Source organism: Gemmatimonadaceae bacterium, from assembly GCA_037721215.1.
Classification (GTDB): domain Bacteria; phylum Gemmatimonadota; class Gemmatimonadetes; order Gemmatimonadales; family Gemmatimonadaceae; genus UBA4720.
This window is the reverse complement of record JBBJNV010000017.1, coordinates 1-20148: the sequence shown is the minus strand read 5'-3', so window position 1 is coordinate 20148 and position 20148 is coordinate 1. Positions and strand designations below refer to the sequence as shown.

Annotated in this window: 18 protein-coding genes; all 18 read right to left on the bottom strand. The window is 60.5% G+C overall.

Annotation, left to right across the window (positions count from 1 at the left end; genetic code table 11):
- Nucleotides 1-8: 8 nt before the first annotated feature.
- Nucleotides 9-725 (bottom strand): MotA/TolQ/ExbB proton channel family protein, encoded by a 717-nt coding sequence (locus tag WKF55_10410; GenBank protein MEJ7759985.1) that lies wholly within the window; start codon nucleotides 723-725, stop codon nucleotides 9-11.
- Nucleotides 725-1690 (bottom strand): GDP-mannose 4,6-dehydratase, encoded by a 966-nt coding sequence (locus WKF55_10405; protein MEJ7759984.1) that lies wholly within the window; start codon nucleotides 1688-1690, stop codon nucleotides 725-727. Before WKF55_10405 ends, WKF55_10410 begins: the two co-directional genes overlap by 1 nt.
- On the bottom strand, nucleotides 1687-2967 hold the full coding sequence (gene hemA, locus WKF55_10400; GenBank protein MEJ7759983.1) for a glutamyl-tRNA reductase: 1281 nt from the start codon (nucleotides 2965-2967) through the stop codon (nucleotides 1687-1689). Before hemA ends, WKF55_10405 begins: the two co-directional genes overlap by 4 nt.
- Nucleotides 2964-3611 carry an NAD(P)-dependent oxidoreductase gene (locus WKF55_10395; GenBank protein MEJ7759982.1) on the bottom strand — a complete coding sequence of 216 codons (648 nt, stop codon included), beginning with the start codon at nucleotides 3609-3611 and terminating at the stop codon, nucleotides 2964-2966. Before WKF55_10395 ends, hemA begins: the two co-directional genes overlap by 4 nt.
- Complete coding sequence (gene ccsA, locus WKF55_10390) at nucleotides 3608-4414, bottom strand: cytochrome c biogenesis protein CcsA (GenBank protein ID MEJ7759981.1); 807 nt, start codon at nucleotides 4412-4414, stop codon at nucleotides 3608-3610. Before ccsA ends, WKF55_10395 begins: the two co-directional genes overlap by 4 nt.
- 54 nt (nucleotides 4415-4468) lie before the next feature.
- Nucleotides 4469-4831 carry a hypothetical protein gene (locus WKF55_10385; protein ID MEJ7759980.1) on the bottom strand — a complete coding sequence of 121 codons (363 nt, stop codon included), beginning with the start codon at nucleotides 4829-4831 and terminating at the stop codon, nucleotides 4469-4471.
- Nucleotides 4832-5607: 776 nt separating this feature from the next.
- Nucleotides 5608-6126, bottom strand: a complete 519-nt coding sequence (gene ssb, locus WKF55_10380) for a single-stranded DNA-binding protein (GenBank protein ID MEJ7759979.1) — start codon at nucleotides 6124-6126, stop codon at nucleotides 5608-5610.
- A gap of 87 nt (nucleotides 6127-6213) precedes the next feature.
- Complete coding sequence (gene rimI, locus WKF55_10375; GenBank protein MEJ7759978.1) at nucleotides 6214-6729, bottom strand: ribosomal protein S18-alanine N-acetyltransferase; 516 nt, start codon at nucleotides 6727-6729, stop codon at nucleotides 6214-6216.
- Complete coding sequence (gene tsaB / locus WKF55_10370; protein ID MEJ7759977.1) at nucleotides 6704-7384, bottom strand: tRNA (adenosine(37)-N6)-threonylcarbamoyltransferase complex dimerization subunit type 1 TsaB; 681 nt, start codon at nucleotides 7382-7384, stop codon at nucleotides 6704-6706. Before tsaB ends, rimI begins: the two co-directional genes overlap by 26 nt.
- A gap of 67 nt (nucleotides 7385-7451) precedes the next feature.
- The gene (tsaE, locus tag WKF55_10365) at nucleotides 7452-7907 is read right to left on the bottom strand and encodes a tRNA (adenosine(37)-N6)-threonylcarbamoyltransferase complex ATPase subunit type 1 TsaE (protein MEJ7759976.1); all 456 of its coding nucleotides are present in this window, start codon (nucleotides 7905-7907) and stop codon (nucleotides 7452-7454) included.
- On the bottom strand, nucleotides 7907-9973 hold the full coding sequence (gene uvrB / locus WKF55_10360; protein MEJ7759975.1) for an excinuclease ABC subunit UvrB: 2067 nt from the start codon (nucleotides 9971-9973) through the stop codon (nucleotides 7907-7909). Before uvrB ends, tsaE begins: the two co-directional genes overlap by 1 nt.
- A 47-nt stretch (nucleotides 9974-10020) precedes the next feature.
- Nucleotides 10021-12195, bottom strand: a complete 2175-nt coding sequence (locus WKF55_10355; protein ID MEJ7759974.1) for a bifunctional (p)ppGpp synthetase/guanosine-3',5'-bis(diphosphate) 3'-pyrophosphohydrolase — start codon at nucleotides 12193-12195, stop codon at nucleotides 10021-10023.
- A complete protein-coding gene (radC, locus tag WKF55_10350) occupies nucleotides 12192-12875 on the bottom strand; it encodes a DNA repair protein RadC (GenBank protein ID MEJ7759973.1) in 684 nt (227 codons plus the stop codon). Before radC ends, WKF55_10355 begins: the two co-directional genes overlap by 4 nt.
- Nucleotides 12876-13039: 164 nt before the next feature.
- Nucleotides 13040-16333 (bottom strand): preprotein translocase subunit SecA, encoded by a 3294-nt coding sequence (gene secA, locus WKF55_10345; protein MEJ7759972.1) that lies wholly within the window; start codon nucleotides 16331-16333, stop codon nucleotides 13040-13042.
- Between the two features lie 10 nt (nucleotides 16334-16343).
- A complete protein-coding gene (gene nadD / locus WKF55_10340; protein MEJ7759971.1) occupies nucleotides 16344-16979 on the bottom strand; it encodes a nicotinate-nucleotide adenylyltransferase in 636 nt (211 codons plus the stop codon).
- Between the two features lie 4 nt (nucleotides 16980-16983).
- Nucleotides 16984-17742: an outer membrane protein assembly factor BamD gene (bamD, locus tag WKF55_10335; protein ID MEJ7759970.1), complete on the bottom strand. Its 759-nt coding sequence runs from the start codon at nucleotides 17740-17742 to the stop codon at nucleotides 16984-16986.
- Nucleotides 17739-19082 carry a UDP-glucose/GDP-mannose dehydrogenase family protein gene (locus tag WKF55_10330; GenBank protein ID MEJ7759969.1) on the bottom strand — a complete coding sequence of 448 codons (1344 nt, stop codon included), beginning with the start codon at nucleotides 19080-19082 and terminating at the stop codon, nucleotides 17739-17741. The genes bamD and WKF55_10330 overlap by 4 nt, the downstream gene beginning before the upstream one ends.
- 15 nt (nucleotides 19083-19097) lie before the next feature.
- Nucleotides 19098-20148 (bottom strand): nucleotide sugar dehydrogenase (locus WKF55_10325; GenBank protein ID MEJ7759968.1); only part of this gene is annotated, 1051 nt, incomplete at its 5' end.

The window sequence follows — 20148 nt, the reverse complement described above, 5'->3', positions numbered from 1 at the left end:
CCGCCGCACTAGATACGCCCCTCTCTCACCAGCAGCGCAATAAGCTCGGAACCAAAACCATCGAGCTCACCGTCGAACCGGTTCAATCGGTGGGCAAAAATATTGTAGCCAAAAACCGCTGGAATCGCCACCGCAAGGGCTGCGGCGGTGGCGATGAGCGCCTCCGCAACGCCGGGCGCGACTGCGCCGATATTCCCGGACCCCTTGGTGGCAATTCCAATGAATGCATCGATAACGCCAAGCACGGTTCCCAGCAGCCCGATGAGCGGGCTCACGGATCCGATGGTGGCGAGCGTCGGTACGAACCTTCCCAGCTGATCGCGAACCGCTCCGCTTTCCGAATCGAGAACCAGGCGAAGCGCTTCGACCTGAGAGGCGCTCATTCGTGCCTTGCGTTCGCTGGTGGGCGACAATGCGGGAGTGGTTTCGGTAATGAACCGCGTCGCTCGGGCCATCACGCTCTTGTGGGGACTTGCGGGGGATCTCAGCGCGTTATCCGCGGCTTCGTCCAGCGAATGAGATCTTTCGAAATCCTCCATAAAAGCCTTCGACGCCCGCTCGGCCCGTTTGAACTCACGGACCTTCGAGGCCATGATGGTCCAGCTCATTACTGACAGGATGCCGAGCACTGCCAGAACGATCTTGGTGGCGCCGGTAGAGCTCATGATCAGCTCGGTTGGCGACGAAGGAATCGCAGCGCCTACCTGCAACATCAACGCTGGCATCACGTTCGGACAGCCGCCCTTTGAGTGCTGGACCAGGCGAAAGTCTCAGCCAACCCATCCTCGAGCGAAACTTCGGGGCGCCACCCCAGAACCGCTTGCGCCTTCGCGCAATCGAGAAATGACTCCATCTGCTCGCCGGGCCGGCTCGGAGCAAACACCACCTCGGCGTTGCTGCCCGCCGCTTTGTTCAGCAGGCCGGCGAGCTCAATGACCGACGTCCCCGTCCCGGTACCAACGTTGAACGATCGGGTGTCAACCCGCTCCGCGGGTGGCAGTGGCCGCGTCAGGCCAAGATAGACGGCCCGCGCCACGTCCCCGACGTAGACGTAATCTCTGGTCTGCTTGCCATCACCAAATACGGTCAGTGAATCCCCGTCCAGGATGCGGGTGCAGAAAATCGCCACGACACCCGCTTCGCCATGCGGATCCTGCCGGGGACCGTAAACATTGCCGAACCTCAACGTCACGTGCTCGAGTGAGTGGAGACGCCCGTAACAGGCGAGGTAATACTCGGACGCGAGTTTGGATATGGCGTACGGCGACTCCGGCTCCTTGGGATAATTCTCGACGTTCGGAGGAGTGTTGAAGTCACCATAGATGGCGCCGCCAGTCGAAGTAAACGCGACCCGGGTCTTTCTCCCACCGAGTCTTACCGCTTCCAGAAGATTGAGCGTTCCAAGGATATTGGTCGTGGCATCAAGCACAGGGTCTGCCAAACTCTTGCGCACGTCGATCTGAGCCGCGAGGTGAACGAGCAAATCGAAGTTCCCCCTGAGAACGATGTCAGCAGCGGCGGGCGAGACGACGCTCACCTCGTGAAGCATCGCGAGCTGCGGAACGTTGTCTCTGTTCCCGGAAGAAAGGTCGTCGATGATCTCCACCTCGTATCCTTCAGCGATCAGAAGGTCCGCCACGTGCGACCCGATGAATCCCGCGCCACCGGTAACCAGCGCCCGTTGATTCATACCGGCTCTTCCGGGTCCGTGTCTGCGTTCACCGCATCGCTTTCGAGCGCGAACAAATATCGTGCTGCATCGACCACCCCCAACCCCCTGCCGTTTGCGGCCGCCGCACGAAGTCGCACGCTCGGCTCATGGAGAAACTTGTTCATCAACGCCCGAGAGAATTTCTCGAGTCCTTTTTCCTGCGCCTCAGACAGGCCTCCGATCCGGCGCAGTGCCAGTGCCAGCTCGTCGCTGCGAACAGCATCCATGCGCGAACGAAACTCAGTCACCACCGGCACTGCAGCGAGGCCCGCAAGCCATTGCCAGTACCTCTCCACTTCTCCAGCGATGATCTGCTCGGCCGCGGGAAGATCTTCCTGTCGCCGTTCCAGATTCGCGGACGCCGCCGCGCGAAGATCGTCCAGGTCGTAGAGAAATACATTGTCGAGCTGTCCCACCTGCGCGTCCACATCCCTCGGAAGCGCGATGTCCAGAATGCAAAGCGGACGATCGCCCCGGGCCCGCATTCCGGGCATTATCTGTTCGACACCAACGACCGTATGCGGGGATGCCGTCGAACAGAGAAGGACGTCGACTGTATGCAGATTTTCCCAGCACTCGTCGTAACGCATCGCTACCGCGCCTTGTTCGCGTGCGAGGGCATCGGCGCGCTCGAAGGTACGATTGGCGACGATCGAGACTTTCACGCCCTCCTTCCGCAGACATGTCAACGCGATTGCCGCAACGTCGCCGGCGCCGAGGACCATCGCCCGGCGGCCAGCCAGCGATCCGAATATGCGCTTGGAAAGCTGAACGGCGGAGGAGCTGACGGACGCCGCGCCCCGACCGATGCCCGTTTCTTCACGAACCCGCGATGCGGCAAGGAGCGCCGACTGAAAAAGCCGATTCAGCGCGACGCCGGAATGCGCCCTGCACGCTTCCCACGCATCGCGCACCTGCCCGTGAATCTGAGCCTCGCCAAGGATCATCGAATCAATTCCGGAGGCCACCCGGAAAATGTGCGACACGGCTTCGCGGTCACGGCGAACATACGAATACTGTTTCGCATCTTCGCCAAGCCTCAACGACATTATTTCCCACACGTGGGGCGCGCAGTCGTCGGTGCCGTGCACGAGATAGAATTCCGTCCGATTGCACGTCGAGAGAAGAACCATCTCGCGCGCATCGCTCCTGTCACGCAGGCCATCGAGCACATCACTGCACTCGCTCGCCCGGAACGCGAGCTTTTCGCGGATTTCGATTGGCGCTGTCTGATGGTTCATGCCCGCAACAATCACCGGCAGGCCGCCAGCGTTGTCGCGAAGGTACCATCTTCTACACTTACGCAAAAATTCTCGTCGATCAGCCGCGCATTGACGTCGGCCCATTCTCCATTTGCGGCACTGCCCGTGTTTCCCGAAGTGGACGCACGTTCCCGTGTCAGCATCTGCGACCGAAGTACCGAACAGGCCGCAACGGCGGCGGCATACCGCTGATCAATTTGCACGGCGATCCTGTCCCTGACACGGACAGCGGCGGACGGCACGTTCCCCGCGCTCACCCCAATCACCACATCGCCGGCCCGGTGAACAGCCATCGTCGTGAAGGTGCCTGATCCCGGGGCGTCGACAACGTTTACCAGCCGGTGGGCTGCGTGCGCATCCGCCGCGACACGAGCATTGACTTCCGTTGATGCGGTTGCAGCGATTACCAGAGCAGCGTTCGCAATATCGGGTATTCCATCATACTCGCGGCGGAAAATCGAAAGCCGCGCGTAACGAGCACTGAGCGCGCCGAGCTCGTCAGTTATCTCCGGGGCGATGAGCCTGACACCAGCGCCAGCGCCAAGTAGGGCCAGCGCCTTGCGTGTGGCAACTCGGCCTCCGCCCACAATCAGTACGGAAATTGCGGCCGCGTTGACAGCCAGCGGAATGGCGGTCACAGGAATTGTCCGCGGCCGAGCGACGACGCGCGGATCAGGACGTAGAAGGCGACAACGCCCGCAAACGAGACTGAGGAGATTACCGCGGCGCGCTTTGCCTGCCAGCCGCGAAGGATTCGGCCGAAGGCAAGCACGAATATGCACAGCCACGCGCCAAGACCCCAGACCATTTCCGGGGCGGCGATAGTGCGGTAAACGATCGAGTAGACCCCCGCCAGGATGACGCCGAGCGTCAGTCCCATGAAACCGGCGATGGCTGAAAAGTGATTAACGCGATCCAGCGTCTCCAGCGGAGGAAAGAACCGGTAGACTGCCCCGAATCGTCCTGACTTCAACTCGCGGCGTGCCACGAGATACATGGCGCCTGCGGCGGCGGCCGTTGCATAGAATGCGAGGCCGGAAAAGCTGAGGACGATATGCGTCACCAGCCATACGGCTCGTGGGCCACCGAGGGTCATGAACGGAGTAAGCCCGGAAATATTGCCAACTGTGGTCATCACTGCCGCAAGCGGCGCCGCGACCAGCGCCAGACTTACATCGCGTGTAATTGCCTCTATGAGCAACAACACGATGGCGAGCAAAAAGCCGGCGAACGACAGCGCGGGACCGAGTCCGGTGAGAGATGCCGATCCGAGCTGCTGCAGCATGCCGAGCAACGCGATGCCGTGCGCCGTCGCGCCCAGCGCCAGGAGCGCGATAACGCCTCGGACGGGGGCCCGCACGCGGCGCGCAAACGGCATCGCAGCAAGGGCCGTAGCGCCAACATAACAGGAGATGGCGATGAAGTGGGCGATCACGATCATGATCGCCCGTAATTTAATCCTTGCCTACCGTGAAACCACCTTTTTTCTGCGCGGTTACGGTGTACGAGCGCTGAGACGAGCGGTCATTCCCGTGCGAATGGTGGGCTGATCGTGATCCAGGACAATTGCCGTAACGGCGAATGGCGTGACACGGACCACTTGTGCAACTGTGGCGGGGACAGCCGGGGCAGGATACCGCTCGGCAATGGTATCGTCCACAAGCGTGAACCGATCACCAACGCGAACACCGTCAGCGGCTGTTGCACTCAGCATCACGTAACTCTGCAGCGAAGGAAGAACGGGGTCGCCGGAAACGTAGACGACCTTTTCGACCGGTCCCATGGCAACCGTTGCAACTGAACCCGGGTGTGCCATCACGAAGACTCCAAGAGGCATCAGGCGCTGATCGAGACGCATGATCGAAAAGCGTCACGATGCGAGCCAGAGCCGGCTGTCCGGGCACCATCGATTCCACACGCACAATGCCAGTCGAGATCATTACCTGGGCCACTTCGCTGATGGAAGGACCAGGACGGTAAGCCAGGAACTTAGCTCCGATTCGTGCGCCGCTCGCCGCCGGCACCTCGATGAATACAGGATCATTCAGCCGAAACGTCTGGTTACCGGCCGGGGCATCGATGTCCGGCCTGTCGTATGCCGCGGCCAGGCGTCCGCTGCCTGGGGGACCCCCACCCTGGGACGCAAAGGGTGCCGCCTCTCTCGCCACGTCGCACCGAGCCAGCACCCTCGCGCCCCAGCACTTCGCCGCTCGACTGAATCCGGTCGGAGACTCGCATCGGCATCGAAGAGAACACGGTTCTATCCGTCACCGGCGCCGGCCTCGTGGAGGACCGGACGCGCCACCGAATCCTGCGCCTGACCGGTGGCTGAGAAGCCCGCGATCGCCACCGTTGCGACGAGAGCCCGGAGGGTGGTGACCGGAATCAGGCGACCGTTACCTGCGACCCCTTTTTAGACCTGCATCGAGTTGCTCCGCGAAAAATCTGGATCGGGGCAGCGGGAGTGAGCCGTTGCCGCGCACGTGCGGGATGCACGGCGGGCGTGATGTGCGCCGGTAGGTAGACGGTTTAGTGGTAACGAGGGGTCACTTACCGACCCCCTCCGCCAGACTATTGCTGCGCCGGTCGCTTCCGCTGCACGAGCATAATCGACACCACGAAACTCTTGTTCTTCTAGAACGGCAGATCGTCATCCTGATCTTCAAGCGCCGACGGAAAATCGTCGAAATTGTTGTCCTTGGTGCCCGATGCCGCGGCCGAACGCCCGACGTTGCGAGCCGGGGCACGCGAACGCGAGTCATCGGACTCGAAATCGCCACGCCCGCCACCGCCCCCGCCGGAGCCTCCGCCGAGCAGCATCAACTCACGCACTTTGATCTCGGTCGTGTAACGGGTCTGGTTTTCCTTGTCCTGCCACTGGCTATACTCGATGGATCCTTCGACAAAGACCCGTTCACCTTTCCTGCAGTACTTCTCGACGATATCAGCCAGCCCCATGCCCGACCCCTTTGCGTTCCATGCAACGCACCGGTGCCATTCGGTTTTCTCCTGCTTCTCACCGCTCGCGCTGTTCCACGACCTGCTCGTCGCGAGTGAAAAAGTCGCGACCTTGCTGCCGCTGGCTATCGTACGGATTTCCGGCTCGTTTCCCAGATTTCCGATCAACATCACTTTGTTAACACTCCTGCTCACTTTGCCTCCCGGCGAGAGTTCGTACGTTTGCCATTCATTGTAAACCTGCAGTCCGACAAGACTGCATCTATCCTGTGACACCCGACATCATTGTACCGCGCCACGAAGTACAAGGGCGTCTTCCACCGGCCTCCTGTAGTAACGCCTGCGTCTCGAAATTTCGCTGAAGTTGCGCGAAGCGTACAGACCGCGGGCTGCCGCATTTGATTCCCGCACTTCGAGAAAAACCGCCGTCGCCCCGGCCGCAGCAGCCGCCGACATGCCCGCGTCGAGCAGCATTCCCCCGGCGCCAACGCCGCGACACGCAGGCGAGACCGCAAGGTTGAGTATCTCCGCTTCGTCGAGGACGCTCGACACAATTGCGTAGCCGACAATGCTGCCGTCGCGGACACCGACAGCCACAAGGAAGATGATGTGCGGGGCATCGAGCAAGGTCCTGAATTCTGCCGGGGACCACGGATCGGTGAACGCGATCTTCTCCAGGCCCGCAATCGCAGAGAGGTCACCCAGCATCGCACGACGGATCAGGAAGGTGTTGGTCGCCCCTGAGCCTGCGTTAAGGGAACGCCCCAGCACATCAACCGGCGAAGAGCGATCTTCCATGCGCGGCCTCCCATTTTACCTGCGCCTCGGCCAGCCTGCCGTAATCGGGCTCCCAGCCATCCAGATTCTCCGCGCCACGCGCAACAATCGCAGCCAGCAGGCGCGCAACACCGCGCGCATGCGGCCGCGCATCACAAGCCTGCCCGGGGCCTACAATTGACGCACCCGCCTCCTCTGCTTCCCGCAGGTGCAGGGCGGTCACAATGGAAACCGGCGAAACCTGCTTGGTAATGTCCGCAGCATCAACGCTGATTTCGGCAACAAACCACTCATCGCGCATTGCCGGCAGCACGGACAGATGCAGGCCGCTCGACGGCAATGATTCGAGACCGGCGACAGTGAGCAGCAGCGACGATACAGAAAAAAGCGGACACCCAATGCCTGCTGCCAGACCCTTCGCGACAGAGGCCGCGATCCGCAGGCTTGTAAAACTGCCGGGTCCAGCTCCACACACCACTCGCCCGAGTTCGCCCGCGCGCACACCGGATTCCTCGAGACACTCCGCGACCAGCGGCAGCATTCGCTCTTCCCGCCCCCCTTTTGGAGGCATGCCCGTATCGGCCAGAGTGCGCTCAGCTACAACGACAGAGTCGCGAAGCAACGCCACACTTCCAGCATACGTGGACGCGTCGAGAGCCAACGTGCAGGTGGCCATCAGACCGCCGCGAGGCGCGTTGCGCAGGACTTAGAGGGCGCTACCGTCGACCCCGTCCGCAATGGCGTCACCCCGCCAGCAACAGTCGCCGCGCAGGATCGCCCGCTACATACGCAAGCTCGATATGCAGCGGCGCATCCGGTAAGCGGTCTCCCGCCCGCTCGGGCCATTCGACGATCACGAGCGCGCGCTCGGCGACAATGTCGTTCCAGCCGATATTTGTGAGTTCCGCGACATCGTTCAGGCGATAAAGATCTATATGGTAGGCAATCGACCGCGGCGAGTGGTACTGCTGCACAATCGTGTAAGTGGGGCTGGTCACTGGCTCGGTGACCCCGTAGCCGCTGAAGATGGCCTGAGCAAGTGTCGTTTTTCCTGCGCCGAGCTCGCCGGTGAGCCCGATGACGAGAGGCGCGGTGCTCGCGGCGCCCAGTTGTTCGCCCCACGATTTCATCTCGTCTTCGTCGAGCGTCAGACCACCGCTTCCTGCCAGATTCGGAACAACATGATGCCCTACACGCATCACCGCTCAGCCCTGATGCCTGCCAGCGGTCCCCGCGAGCGAGCCCGATTGCCATCCGACTTCGCCTTGATCTCGAAAAGCTGATCCCGCAGCCGGGCGGCGGTCTCAAAATCCAGGGCCAGAGCAGCGTCTTTCATTCCCTTTTCCAGCTCAGCGATGAGCACCGCAGGATCTCCGCCGCCATACGTCGGCCGGACTTCCGCTACACGGCGCGCACGATCGTCCTCCCTTGCCTCGCGCACCTCCCGGGCGTCAGCTACGCGCGTGATGAACTTCACCTGCTCAGTACTCTTGACCACACTGTACGGCGTGATGCCATGTTCAACATTGTGCGCGCGCTGAGTTTCGCGCCGCCGTTTCGTTTCGTCCATCGCCCGCGCCATCGACCCTGTGATTCGGTCGGCGTAGAATATCGCGCGCCCGTTGACGTGCCGGGCCGCCCTTCCAACGGTCTGAATGAGCGACCGGTCACTCCGAAGAAACCCTTCCTGATCCGCGTCGAGAATTGCGACAAGCGACACTTCAGGAAGGTCGAGGCCCTCCCGCAGCAAATTGATGCCTACCAGAACGTCGAACTCGCCAAGGCGCAACCCGCGCACGATTTCCATCCGCTCGATTGCGTCGATATCCGAATGCATGTATCGAACGCGAACGCCCATCTGCTGGAGGTAGTCCGTGAGATCCTCCGACATGCGTTTCGTCAGCGTCGTCACGAGCACACGCTCACTCTTCTTCTCCCGCAGGCGAATCTCGTTGAGCAGGTCGTCCACCTGACCGCGCACAGGACGAATGTCAATCTCGGGATCTATGAGGCCGGTCGGACGAATTATCTGCTCGACAACGACGCCTTCCGAAAGGCGCAGCTCGATTTCGCCAGGCGTTGCTGAAACATTGATTGCACGGGGCGTCAGCGACAAAAACTCATCGAACATCAGCGGCCTGTTGTCCAGCGCACTCGGCAGCCGGAATCCGTAATCCACCAGCGTCAGCTTGCGTGCCCTGTCGCCGTTAAACATCCCGCCGATCTGAGGAAGCGTAACGTGTGATTCGTCGACGACTACCAGGAAATCGTCAGGGAAATAGTCGAAGAGGCACGCCGGACGCTCTCCGCCATCGCGCCCGGAAAGATGACGTGAATAATTTTCGATTCCCGCACACGTGCCGATTTCGAGCATCATCTCGATGTCGAAGTTGGTGCGCGATTCCAGACGCTGTGCTTCGAGCAGCTTTCCCGTGGCGCGGAGCTCGTTGAGCCGCTCGACCAGCTCGTCGCGGATGAGCTCCACCGCCCGCTTGATCGTCGGGCGCGATGTCACGAAATGCTTCGCGGGGTAAATGGCCGCCTTCCCGATTTCCGAGATGGCTCGGCCCGTAAGGGGGTCGATCTTCGAGATCCGCTCGATCTCATCACCGAACATTTCCACGCGCACACCCTGCTCTTCATACGCCGGCAGAATCTCGACGGTATCACCGCGCACCCGGAACGTCGCCCTGTCGAACATCACGTCATTACGTGAATACTGAATCTTCACCAGCGCACGCAGGATGTCGTCGCGGGGTATCCGCTGCCCCTTGGTCAGGGTCAACATGTGCTCCCTGTAGCTCACCGGATCGCCAAGACCGTAGATCGCTGAGACAGTAGCGACGATAATAACGTTCTCGCGCTCCATCAGACTCGACGTTGCCCTCAGCCGCAACCGGTCGATGTCCTCGTTGATCGAAGCATCCTTCTCGATGTACGTATCCGTCGTCGGTACGTACGCCTCGGGTTGGTAGTAGTCGTAATACGAGATGAAATATTCGACCGCGTCGTTCGGGAAAAAGCTCTTGATTTCTCCGTAGAGCTGCGCGGCGAGCGTCTTGTTGTGCGACAGAACCAGCGTCGGCCGCCCAAAATTCCGGATGACGTTGGCGATTGTCATCGTCTTGCCGGATCCGGTCACGCCGAGCAGTGTCTGGAACCGGTCGCCCCGCTCGAGCCCGTGCGTCAGCTCGGCAATCGCATGAGGTTGATCCCCCGCCGGCTTGAACGGGGCCTGAAGGTCGAACTCGGCTTTGGACGGCACTTCTAAATATAACCACTTTGCGGTTTTTGTTCGGTTTTGCCATCCGTTCAGCTGTCGCTGGCCATCCGCTCCTTTCGCGTCACCTCCGTTACTCCCTTCACGCGTCGCGCCGCTTTCAGAATTCGCTGAAGATGGGCAAGATTCTCGACTTCCACCGACACCGCGCCAGTGACATGCCCATCGGCGCTCTGCATCTCAAAACTCCGGATATCGGTATCGGTTGCCGATACCGCGGCTGCAAGATCGGCGTACAGGCCCCGCCGGTCTGTGGCATCGAGTGCAAGGCGCACCATGAAACGCTCGCCCTCGAGCTCCTTCCAGTCGATCTCGAGCCGCCGCTCGGGTTCCAGGTCGAGCATCAGCAGGTTCGGGCAGTCACCTCGGTGTATGCTCACTCCACGCCCCCGGGTTACGTAGCCCACAACCGGGTCTCCAGGTACCGGCTGGCAACATTGCGCGTAGCGGACCATCAGCCCATCCACGCCCTGAATGCGCACGCCCTTTGGGTTTCCGCGAACCTTGTCCACCAGCCAGTCCAGCGGGCCGGGCTTGACGGGCGGCACGTTGACTTCAGTTTCGGGATAAAGGTGCCTGAGCACCTGGGTCACTCCCACGTCGCCCTGTCCAATCGACGCGATGAGGTGATTGACATCATTCAGGCCCATGGCCTCGGCTGCCAGCCGTAGCTGTGCATCGTCCGGCTTGGCGAGCCGCCGGCGTTTGATTTCGCGGTACAGCATCTCCCGGCCGAGCTTCGACGACGTTGTCTGCTCGTCGATCCGCAGCCGCTGCCTGATCTTGTGCCTCGCGCGGCCAGTCCGAACATGCGAAAGCCAGTCGCGGCTGGGCCGCGCGGTGGGCGATGTAGCTATCTCGACGGTATCCGAATTTTTCAGCTCGCGGGCAAGCGTGGCCTGCTTGCCGTTGATCCTCGCCCCGCAGGCGTGCAAGCCGACTTCGGTGTGAACGGCGAACGCAAAATCGATGGGCGTCGCACCCTTCGGAAGCTGAATCACATCACCGGTGGGCGTGAAAACGAAGATCTCATCCTGGTAGAGATCGAGCTTCAGAAATTCGAGGAACTCGTCGGGAGTCTTGGCGTCGAGCTGCAACTCGAGCACCTGTCGAAACCAGTGAAGTGCGCGATCGAGCTCGTCGGCATTGCGCGCGTCTTCCTTGAACCGCCAGTGCGCGGCGATTCCGTATTCGGCTGTCCGGTGCATCTCCCGTGTGCGAATCTGAATCTCGAACAGCTGCTTGCCCGGCCCGAAGATCGTCGTATGCAGCGACTGGTATCCGTTTGATTTCGGCTGCCCGACGTAGTCCTTGATCCGCTCTTGCAGAGGAGTGTATCGCTCGTGGATGACGCCGAGCGCGTGGTAACAATCCGGGACCGTGTCGACAAGCACCCGGATGGCCATGAGGTCGTATATCTCCTCGTACGGCTTATCCCATTTGGTCATCTTCTTGTAGATCGACCAGAGATGTTTGGGGCGGCCTGTCACCTCGACGTTCGCAATCCCGCCGCTGCTCAGAAGCGCCAGCAGCGGCTCGGTGACCTGCGAGATCGTTTCCTCCCGCTCGCCGCGGCGCTGCGTGACGAGCTTCGCAAGCGACTTGTATTCCGGCTGTTCCAGGTGCTTGAAAGCAAGGTCCTCCAGCTCCCAGCGCATTCTCGCCATACCGAAGCGGTGAGCCAGCGGCGCATAGAGGTCGCGCGTTTCCTGAGCGATGCGCCGACGCTTTTCCGCGGGGAGAAACTCGAGCGTCCGCATGTTGTGCAGACGGTCAGCGAGCTTGATCAGGATGACCCGCGCATCCTTGGCGATGGACAGCAGCAGCTTGCGGTAGTTCTCGACCTGTCTTTCCTGCGACGAATTCAGCGGCAGATGTCCGATCTTGGTCAGACCATCGACGATCTGTGCAATCTCGGCGCCGAATTCAGCTTCGACCTCACGAACAGTTACGCTCGTGTCTTCGACCACATCGTGAATGAGCCCGCTGGCGACGGTCACACTATCCAGGTGGAGATCCGCAAGAATCTTCGCCACCTGCACGCAGTGCGACACATAGTTCTCGCCGGACAATCGCTTCTGGCCGATATGCGCCCGCTCGCTGAATCGGTACGCACGCACGAGCAGCTCCTGATCGAGCCGATCAGGGATCGACCCGCCGTTGCTGGTCCATCCAGGAATCACCGTGTGCGGTTCGATCGCTGTCACAACAGGCCGGCCTCCGCGAAGCTCAGATATCGTCCTCTTCCAATTATAATGTGATCCTGCACGGGAATGTCGAGAACGCGCCCGGCCTGCACCAGCTGATCGGTTGTAATCCTGTCGTCGGCAGATGGCGTAGGGTCGCCGCTCGGATGGTTGTGCACGAGGATGATCGCTGCGGCGTTCTCCGCGATCGCTTCGCGGAATACTTCGCGTGGATGCACGAGAGACGAGTTGAGCAACCCGCGAGTTACCGTAATGTCCCGTTCGAGCCGATGCTGCGAATCTAGAATCGCAACGTGGAACTCCTCCACCGGAAGATCCTGCAGTTTCTGTCCGAATATTTCGTGCACGTCGCGAGGCCCGCGCACGGGAATTCCTTCCTCGCGTTCCTCGGCCGCCATGCGACGCCCCAGCTCGAGCGCAGCGTGAATTGCGACCGCGCGCGCATTGCCGATACCGGCAAGTGCCGTGAGCGATGCCACCGGCTGCGAGGAAAGCCGCCGAAGCGAACCGCGGGAGCTGGTGAGAATCTGATGACCGATGCCTGTAGCGGAATGTCCTTCGGATCCCGTACCCAGCAGGATCGCCAGCAGTTCCGCGGAGCTCAGCGCCCGCGCGCCATGCGACTTCAGTCTTTCCCGCGGTCGTTCACTGCTCGGTAGTTCGCGGATGCTCGATGCCATCGATACGCACTCCATTGGAGGAATGTGTATGGCTAGTCCTTCCCGGCCCGAGGCGCCCCACCTGTGCCTCGCATCGGCAACCACATGCACGCCTTGGCGCAAATCTGCTTCAGCGGGGGTTACTGCACGATCGCGCGCCGTCGTACGCCCCGCGCGTCAGCCGGCTAGGCGAGCGTCCCGTGGCATTTCTTGAACTTCTTTCCTGACCCACAGGGGCAGGGATCATTTCGACCGACTGTGCTCCAATCCCCCTGCGGCGCGGAGTTCTGCGTGGGGTCGAGCGATCGCACGCGGCCAGCCCCCGTGACGACGGGCTCCGGTCGAACCGCAGGCTTCCTGTTGGGCGGCTCCGAAGGCCCTATGTCAACGACTGAATCCTCACCATTTCCATTCGGTTCTTCCGGCTCAATATCTACCAGCACACCCATAGCGTTGTAACGCTTTGTCGGGCCACGGGGCGGTCCGCCGGTTGGCGAGCCGTTGCTGGGACCAGAGTCAATTCCGTCGTCGAACGACGGTGGCTCAAAGCTGATCTGCGCCCGCAGAAACCGCTCGGTAAACGTGTGGAAGATGTCGTTCATCAAATCCACGAACATCGTGTACGCTTCGTGCTTGTACTCGATGAGCGGATCCTTCTGACCCCACGACCGGTAGTGGATCGCATTTCGAAGCTGATCGAGATCGTAGAGGTGATCCTTCCATTTTTCGTCGAGCACATTGAGCATCACCAGGGCCAGCAGCTGACCCGAAAATTCTCCCAGGCCTGTGAGCTTGTCATCGAAGGCACGCTTTGCCGCCTCGACTGCATCCCGCTGCGCTTCTGCCAGCGAGCCCGGATGGTCCACATCTTCCTCAAACGACGGGACGCTGAGCAGATAGTGCATGAGCAGATCCTGCCGAACCAATCCGTAGTCCCATTCCTCTGCGCTGTCGAACGCCGCCAGCGAATTCTCGATCCGACGGGTTACTCCCTTCTCGATCATCTTCTCGGCTTCGCCCTTCAACTCCTCGCCACCGTCGAGCGCAAATGATCGCAGTGAATAAATTACCTCGCGCTGCTGGTTCATTACATCGTCATAGTCGAGCAGTCTTTTGCGTGACTGAAAGTTCTGCAGCTCGACGCGCTTCTGCGCCTGCTCGATCGAACGCGTGATGAGTGAGTGCGTCAGCATCTCGCCCTCCTCCGCGCCCATCCGGTCCATCAGCTTGGCAATGCGGTCGCTGCCGAACAGCCGCATCAGATCGTCTTCGAGCGAAAGGAAGAACTGCGACGAGCCGGGATCGCCCTGCCGTCCGGCGCGGCCCCTCAGCTGCCGGTCAATTCGCCGCGATTCATGCCGCTCGGATCCGATGATGTGGAGACCGCCACACTCATTCGTTTCGACCGGCTGATTTTCGGCGTCTTTGACAACTGACGGCTTCGAAACCGTCACACCCGCACCAAGTTTGATATCGGTTCCGCGGCCGGCCATGTTCGTCGCGATCGTCACAGCGCCCGGTTGTCCAGCTCCGGCGACGATCTCAGCTTCCCGCTGGTGATACTTGGCGTTGAGAACATTGTGCGGAATGCCTGCACGCTTGAACATCCGCGACAGCGTCTCCGACACATCCACGCTCACGGTTCCGACAAGCACCGGATACCCAAGTTTGTGGAGCCGCTCGGTTTCCTCGAGCATCGCATTGTACTTCTCGCGGCGGGTCTTGTAGACAAGATCCTGCCGGTCGTCGCGAATCACGTCGCGGTTCGTTGGAACTACCGAAACACCGAGACCATAAATTTCGTGGAACTCGGTCTCTTCGGTTTCAGCAGTACCGGTCATGCCGCCAAGCTTCGAGAACAACCGGAAGTAATTCTGAATAGTGATGGTTGCGAGGGTCTGCGTCTCGCCTTTGACCTGTACGCCTTCCTTTGCCTCGACGGCCTGGTGCAACCCCTCGGACCATCGCCGGCCGGGCATCGTGCGCCCCGTGAACTCATCGACGATGAGAACCTGCCCTTCCTGAACGACATAGTTCACGTCGATTTCGTACAGTGCGTGAGCCCGCAACAGCTGATGCACGATGTTGAGAGTCTCACTCTTCAGCGCGTACTCCCGGTTGATCTCGTTGCGGGCGGCGAGCTTTTCCTCCGGGGTCATCGCATCATCGCGGTCGATGCGGTGCACTTCCTGCGAGATGTCCGGCATAACGAACGCATCGTGGTCGCTTGGCGACATGAAGTCGACGCCGCGATCCGTTAGGTGAACGGTGTGGCCCTTTTCATCGAGCACGTACAGCAGCTCATCCTCCGTTTCGCGGAACTGCTGCTTTGCCGGCGGTAGCTTGCGATCGGCAAGGTGGTCCAGCTCCATCTTCTGAACGAGCTGCTTGACACCCGTTTCCTGCAGCATCTTCAGAAGCCGTTTGTTCTTTGGCGCACCAAGCTGGGACTGGTACAACTTCAGCGCCGCCGTCGCCGTATCGCCGCTCTCGAAAGCGCGCTGCCCATCGGCCACCAGCACGTTTGCAAGATCACTCTGTCGCTTTACGAGCCGGGACACCGCCGCGTTATGCAGCGCGTATTCGGCATCGGATTCGTTACCTACCGGCCCGGATATGATGAGCGGAGTCCGGGCTTCGTCGATGAGCACCGAGTCGACCTCGTCGACAATCGCGTACACGTGTCCCCGCTGAACGCGTTGCTCGTTCGACACCACCATGTTGTCGCGGAGGTAGTCGAACCCGAACTCGTTGTTCGTGCCGTAGGTGATGTCGCACTCGTAAGCCGCGCGGCGTTCCGGCGTTCCCGGCTCCGTGTCGTCAATGCACCCGACGGTGAGACCGAGGTACCGGTACACATGCCCCATCCACTCGGAATCACGGCGGGCGAGATACGAGTTCACGGTGATGAGATGTGATCCTTTGCCAGGCAGCGCATTCAGGTAGAGCGGCAGGGTTGCAACCAGCGTCTTGCCTTCACCGGTCGCCATTTCTGCGATGCGCCCCATATGCAGCTGAACTCCTCCCATGAGCTGCACGTCATACGGGATCATGTTCCACTGCTGGTCCTGCCCGGTGACGCGAACCGTCGAGTCGACAAGCCGGCGACACGCCTCGCGGACGGTGGCAAATGCCTCGGGAAGAATTTCGTCAAGTACTTCGGCTGTTGCCTCCCTCAGCTCACCCTCGGCCCCTCCGCGTCCGTCGGTACCGCCAAGCTCCACATCCACTCGCTCCCGCCCGGCGGCGTCGGCCGTGCTCCGTTTCTCTTCCTTCAGCTCTGCAATGCGCGCATCCAGCTCGCCTGTCGCCTCGCTGAAGCGCGCACGAAACTTGTCCGTCTGTGCCTTTAGTTCGTCTTCAGACACGCCGTGGAGACGCTCATAATGGGCGTTGATCTCATCCACGATTGGCTGCACGCGCTTGCGCTCGCGCTCGTGCCTCGTGCCAAACACACCCGCCAGCATTCCCTTTAACATTTCCCTTTCCTCAGTCCCCGCTCAGTACCGCGCAACGTGGTGCGATACCGCGCTCTGACCTGTATAGTTTCACGGCGGCGATGTAGCGCTCTACCGATTCAGCGACGAATCCCTTTGCCGACTGACCCTTCTGGAGCCGGCGGCGGATCTCGGAAGATGACACATCCACACGTCGGGCCGTAACGGAGAGGACTCCGCCCCGCGCCCGCAAAAGGTGCCCTGAAATTGCAGCTCCTCCAGCTACATCCCGCTGCACTCCCGCGATTCTGGCCAACTCAAGAATCCGCTCAGGTCTATCCCACAGGTCAAACGTTGCGAGCGCGTCGGTTCCAGCAACAAGAACAAGCTCACTGTCCGGATTTGCGGCTGAGACGGACTCCAGAGTATCGGCCGTGTAAGATAACCCGCCCCGATCGATTTCCATGGAGAGCACTTCGAATCTCGTGTCACCACCGAAGGCGAGTCTCGTCATTGCCAGCCGTTGCGCAGGCGACGCTCCGGCAGCCAAGCCAGCCTTGAGCGGTTGTGTTGCTGCCGGGACAATCAAAAGCCTCTCGAGCTTCAGTGCTTCGAAAGAATCGACCGCTGCCAGCAGGTGTCCGGCGTGCGGCGGATCGAACGTGCCCCCGAGTACGCCGAGGCGCAATTGACTACTGAGGTGGTGCCGTCACGACGGCGGGCACGGCGCCACATGCCGCTCTCACTTCCCTGTCCGCAGGGTATGCCTTGCGCATCGCATCACAAAGGTCACGTGCATCGTCTTTGTAGTTGATGGCGGAATAGGCCTCGTGCAGTCGAAGGTACGCGTTTTTCGCTGACGGCGCGGAAGGGCGCAGCCGGATCACATCCTTGAAATAGATAATCGCGGAATCGTACGCCTTTCGCCGCAAATAGTGATAACCGGTCTCATAGTCCTTGGCGGCATACCATTCATCCACCTTCGCGATCTGTTCCGTAGCCTGCGGCAGGAGGACGGAATTGGGGAATGAGCCTCTCAGCTGCTGATACTGGGTCAGCGCAAAGTCTCCGTACTCCGCGTCCAGCACGGGTTTGCGCCACAGCCGCTGATACGCGAGCCCCGAAGCAAGGAGAGCATCGTCCGCCAGCGTATCCGTCGGTGCAATCTCGAAAACGCGGCTATAGGTCTTTGCAGCAAGAAGGTGGTCACCTCGCTTCTGCTGAGATGTGCCGAGATAGAACAACGCTGCCGGAAGACGTGGATCACGCGGCGGGAGCTCGGTGGTGAGACGCTCGAAGGCCGTCACCGCATTCTCCCACCGCCGCGCGTTGTATTCCACCAGCGCGGCCCGGTAAAGATCGTCAGTCGAACCGAAGCGGCCGGCGTTGAACGCGGGCTTGCAGGCGCCAAGGATGAGTATCGCAACGAGGAGATGGCGGCGAAGGTTCATGCGATCTCTCTTACCCGCTCGGCTGGCGTGTGTTCGACCGAGGTCCGTCCGATTGAATAGTACCCGAAACCGAGCTCGCGCATCTTTTCCGGATCGTAGAGATTCCGGCCGTCCACAATGATTGGCTGGCTGAGAGCAGCCTTGACGCGCTCGAAGTCCGGGTGGCGATATTCGTTCCAGTCCGTCACCACGACAAGGGCGTCAGCTCCCTCGAGCGCTTCATAGTTCGTCTCTGCAAGAGCGATCGTGTCACCGAGCTTGTGCCGTGCTTCGTTCATCGCTGCAGGGTCATGAGCGCAGACAGTCGCACCGGCCCGGAGAAGCTCTTCGATGAGCGTGAGCGACGGCGCGTCCCGCATGTCGTCAGTCTGCGGCTTGAAGGCGAGTCCCCACACCGCGATATGGCTCCCTTCGAGTTCTCCATCCAGCGCGCCGCGCAACTTCTCGGCGAGCAGCAGCTTTTGCCGCTCGTTCACTTTTTCCACGGCCGCCAGGACGAGCAGGTTCAGGTCTATCTCGCCAGCCGTGCGGATAAGTGCTTTCACATCCTTTGGGAAGCACGATCCGCCGTAACCGGGGCCGGGAAAGAGAAAGGAGGAACCGATCCGCGAATCGCTACCGATGCCCCGTCGCACCATATCGACGTTCGCGCCCACCATCTCGCACAGGTTGGCAACTTCGTTCATGAACGAGATTCGCGTTGCAAGCATGCCGTTCGCGGCATACTTGGTCATCTCAGCGGACGCGATATCCATGAAAATGACCGGCTTGCCGGTGCGAACGAATGGCGCATAAATCTCACCCATGACGTCACGTGCCTTGTCGCTGTCGACACCCAGAACAACTCGGTCCGGCTTCATGAAATCGTCAACCGCCGCGCCTTCCTTGAGGAACTCGGGGTTGCTGCACATGTGGAACGCAAACTTCGCTTCCCTGACAATCTCGGCCGCCACCTTTCCTGCGGTGCCGACAGGCACCGTCGATTTGGTGACAACTACAAGCTCGCGCGTCATATGCCTGCCAATCAGACGCGCCACGGCCAGCACATGCTGAAGGTCGGCGGATCCGTCCTCGTCCGGCGGCGTACCGACCGCAATGAACAGTACGCTCGCTGATGCAACCGCTGCCGCAATGTCGGTGGTGAAGGTCAGCCGTCCGTCCTGCTGGTTCCGCGCCACAAGATCCTCGAGGCCGGGCTCGTAAATGGGCAGGATGTTCATCTTCAGGTTGTCGATCTTCGACGCCATCACATCAGCGCATATGACGTCGTTCCCCGTCTCGGCGAGGCAGGCCCCGACTACGAGACCAACGTATCCAGTACCGATTACAGAAATATTCATGACTTGCGATTGTGGTTATGCAATTGCCAGATCGGCTATGGCGGGAGTGCTGGGATTACCGCCTTGCGCCCGCTTCAAGCCTGCGGTCGCATTCCGGGTGTCCACCAGTGCTTTTGAGATGTTTACGACACGCTGATAATTCACGGCGGAGTGGTCCGTAATGATGACGACGATATCGGCATCGGAAAGCGCCGAATCGGTGAGTTCAACACTCACACGCTCATGTCCATCTTCACGAAAGGATTGAACATGCGGATCGTGATAGACAACCGTTGCTCCCTGCTCTTCGAGCAGCCGGATAACATCGAGTGCAGGACTTTCGCGCATGTCATCGATGTTCTTCTTGTACGCCACTCCAAGCACCAATATCCTGCTGCCGTTCACTGGCTTCCGCCGCTGGTTTAATGAATGGGCAACCCTTTCCACCACCAGTGCCGGCATCTCGCTGTTGATTTCGCTCGCCAGATCGATGAATCGGGTCTTGTAGTTGAGCGTCCTCATCTTCCACGCAAGATAGTGCGGGTCAAGCGGGATGCAGTGACCGCCTATCCCCGGACCGGGAGTGAACTTCATGAAACCAAACGGTTTCGTCGCAGCGGCATCGATAACTTCCCAGACGTTGACGCCCAGCTTGTCACAGACGATCTGCATTTCATTGACGAGTCCGATATTCACCGACCGGAACGTGTTCTCGAGCAGTTTGACCAGCTCGGCGGTTTCGGTGCTTGAAACCGGAACGATGGATTCGAGACACGAAGCATAGAGCGCACTGGCCAGCTCGGTGCATGCCGGCGTAATGCCGCCGACTACCTTCGGAGTGTTCTTTGTATTCCAGATCGGATTCCCCGGATCGACGCGTTCGGGACTGAAGGCCAGGAAGACATCCTCCCCAACGGTGAGTCCCGCCGCCTCGAGCCTTGGTTGCATCAGCTCGCGTGTCGTGCCCGGGTAAGTCGTGCTCTCAAGAACGATCAACAGACCCGGATGGCAATTCCTCGCGATCGCGTCCGCTGCGGCAATGACATACGTCATGTCGGGATCGCGTGTCTTTGCAAGGGGCGTCGGC

What these genes read in the sequence shown, in the direction of transcription:
- secA (MEJ7759972.1), bottom strand. Translation starts at nt 16,333, where the DNA reads ATGTTAAAGGGAATGCTGGCGGGTGTGTTTGGCACGAGGCACGAGCGC.
- rimI (MEJ7759978.1), bottom strand. Translation starts at nt 6,729, where the DNA reads ATGGAAGATCGCTCTTCGCCGGTTGATGTGCTGGGGCGTTCCCTTAAC.
- bamD (MEJ7759970.1), bottom strand. Translation starts at nt 17,742, where the DNA reads ATGAACCTTCGCCGCCATCTCCTCGTTGCGATACTCATCCTTGGCGCC.
- tsaE (MEJ7759976.1), bottom strand. Translation starts at nt 7,907, where the DNA reads ATGCGTGTAGGGCATCATGTTGTTCCGAATCTGGCAGGAAGCGGTGGT.
- WKF55_10405 (MEJ7759984.1), bottom strand. Translation starts at nt 1,690, where the DNA reads ATGAATCAACGGGCGCTGGTTACCGGTGGCGCGGGATTCATCGGGTCG.
- tsaB (MEJ7759977.1), bottom strand. Translation starts at nt 7,384, where the DNA reads ATGGCCACCTGCACGTTGGCTCTCGACGCGTCCACGTATGCTGGAAGT.
- radC (MEJ7759973.1), bottom strand. Translation starts at nt 12,875, where the DNA reads ATGGCATCGAGCATCCGCGAACTACCGAGCAGTGAACGACCGCGGGAA.
- ccsA (MEJ7759981.1), bottom strand. Translation starts at nt 4,414, where the DNA reads ATGATCGTGATCGCCCACTTCATCGCCATCTCCTGTTATGTTGGCGCT.
- WKF55_10330 (MEJ7759969.1), bottom strand. Translation starts at nt 19,082, where the DNA reads ATGAATATTTCTGTAATCGGTACTGGATACGTTGGTCTCGTAGTCGGG.
- WKF55_10410 (MEJ7759985.1), bottom strand. Translation starts at nt 725, where the DNA reads ATGCCAGCGTTGATGTTGCAGGTAGGCGCTGCGATTCCTTCGTCGCCA.
- WKF55_10385 (MEJ7759980.1), bottom strand. Translation starts at nt 4,831, where the DNA reads ATGCGTCTCGATCAGCGCCTGATGCCTCTTGGAGTCTTCGTGATGGCA.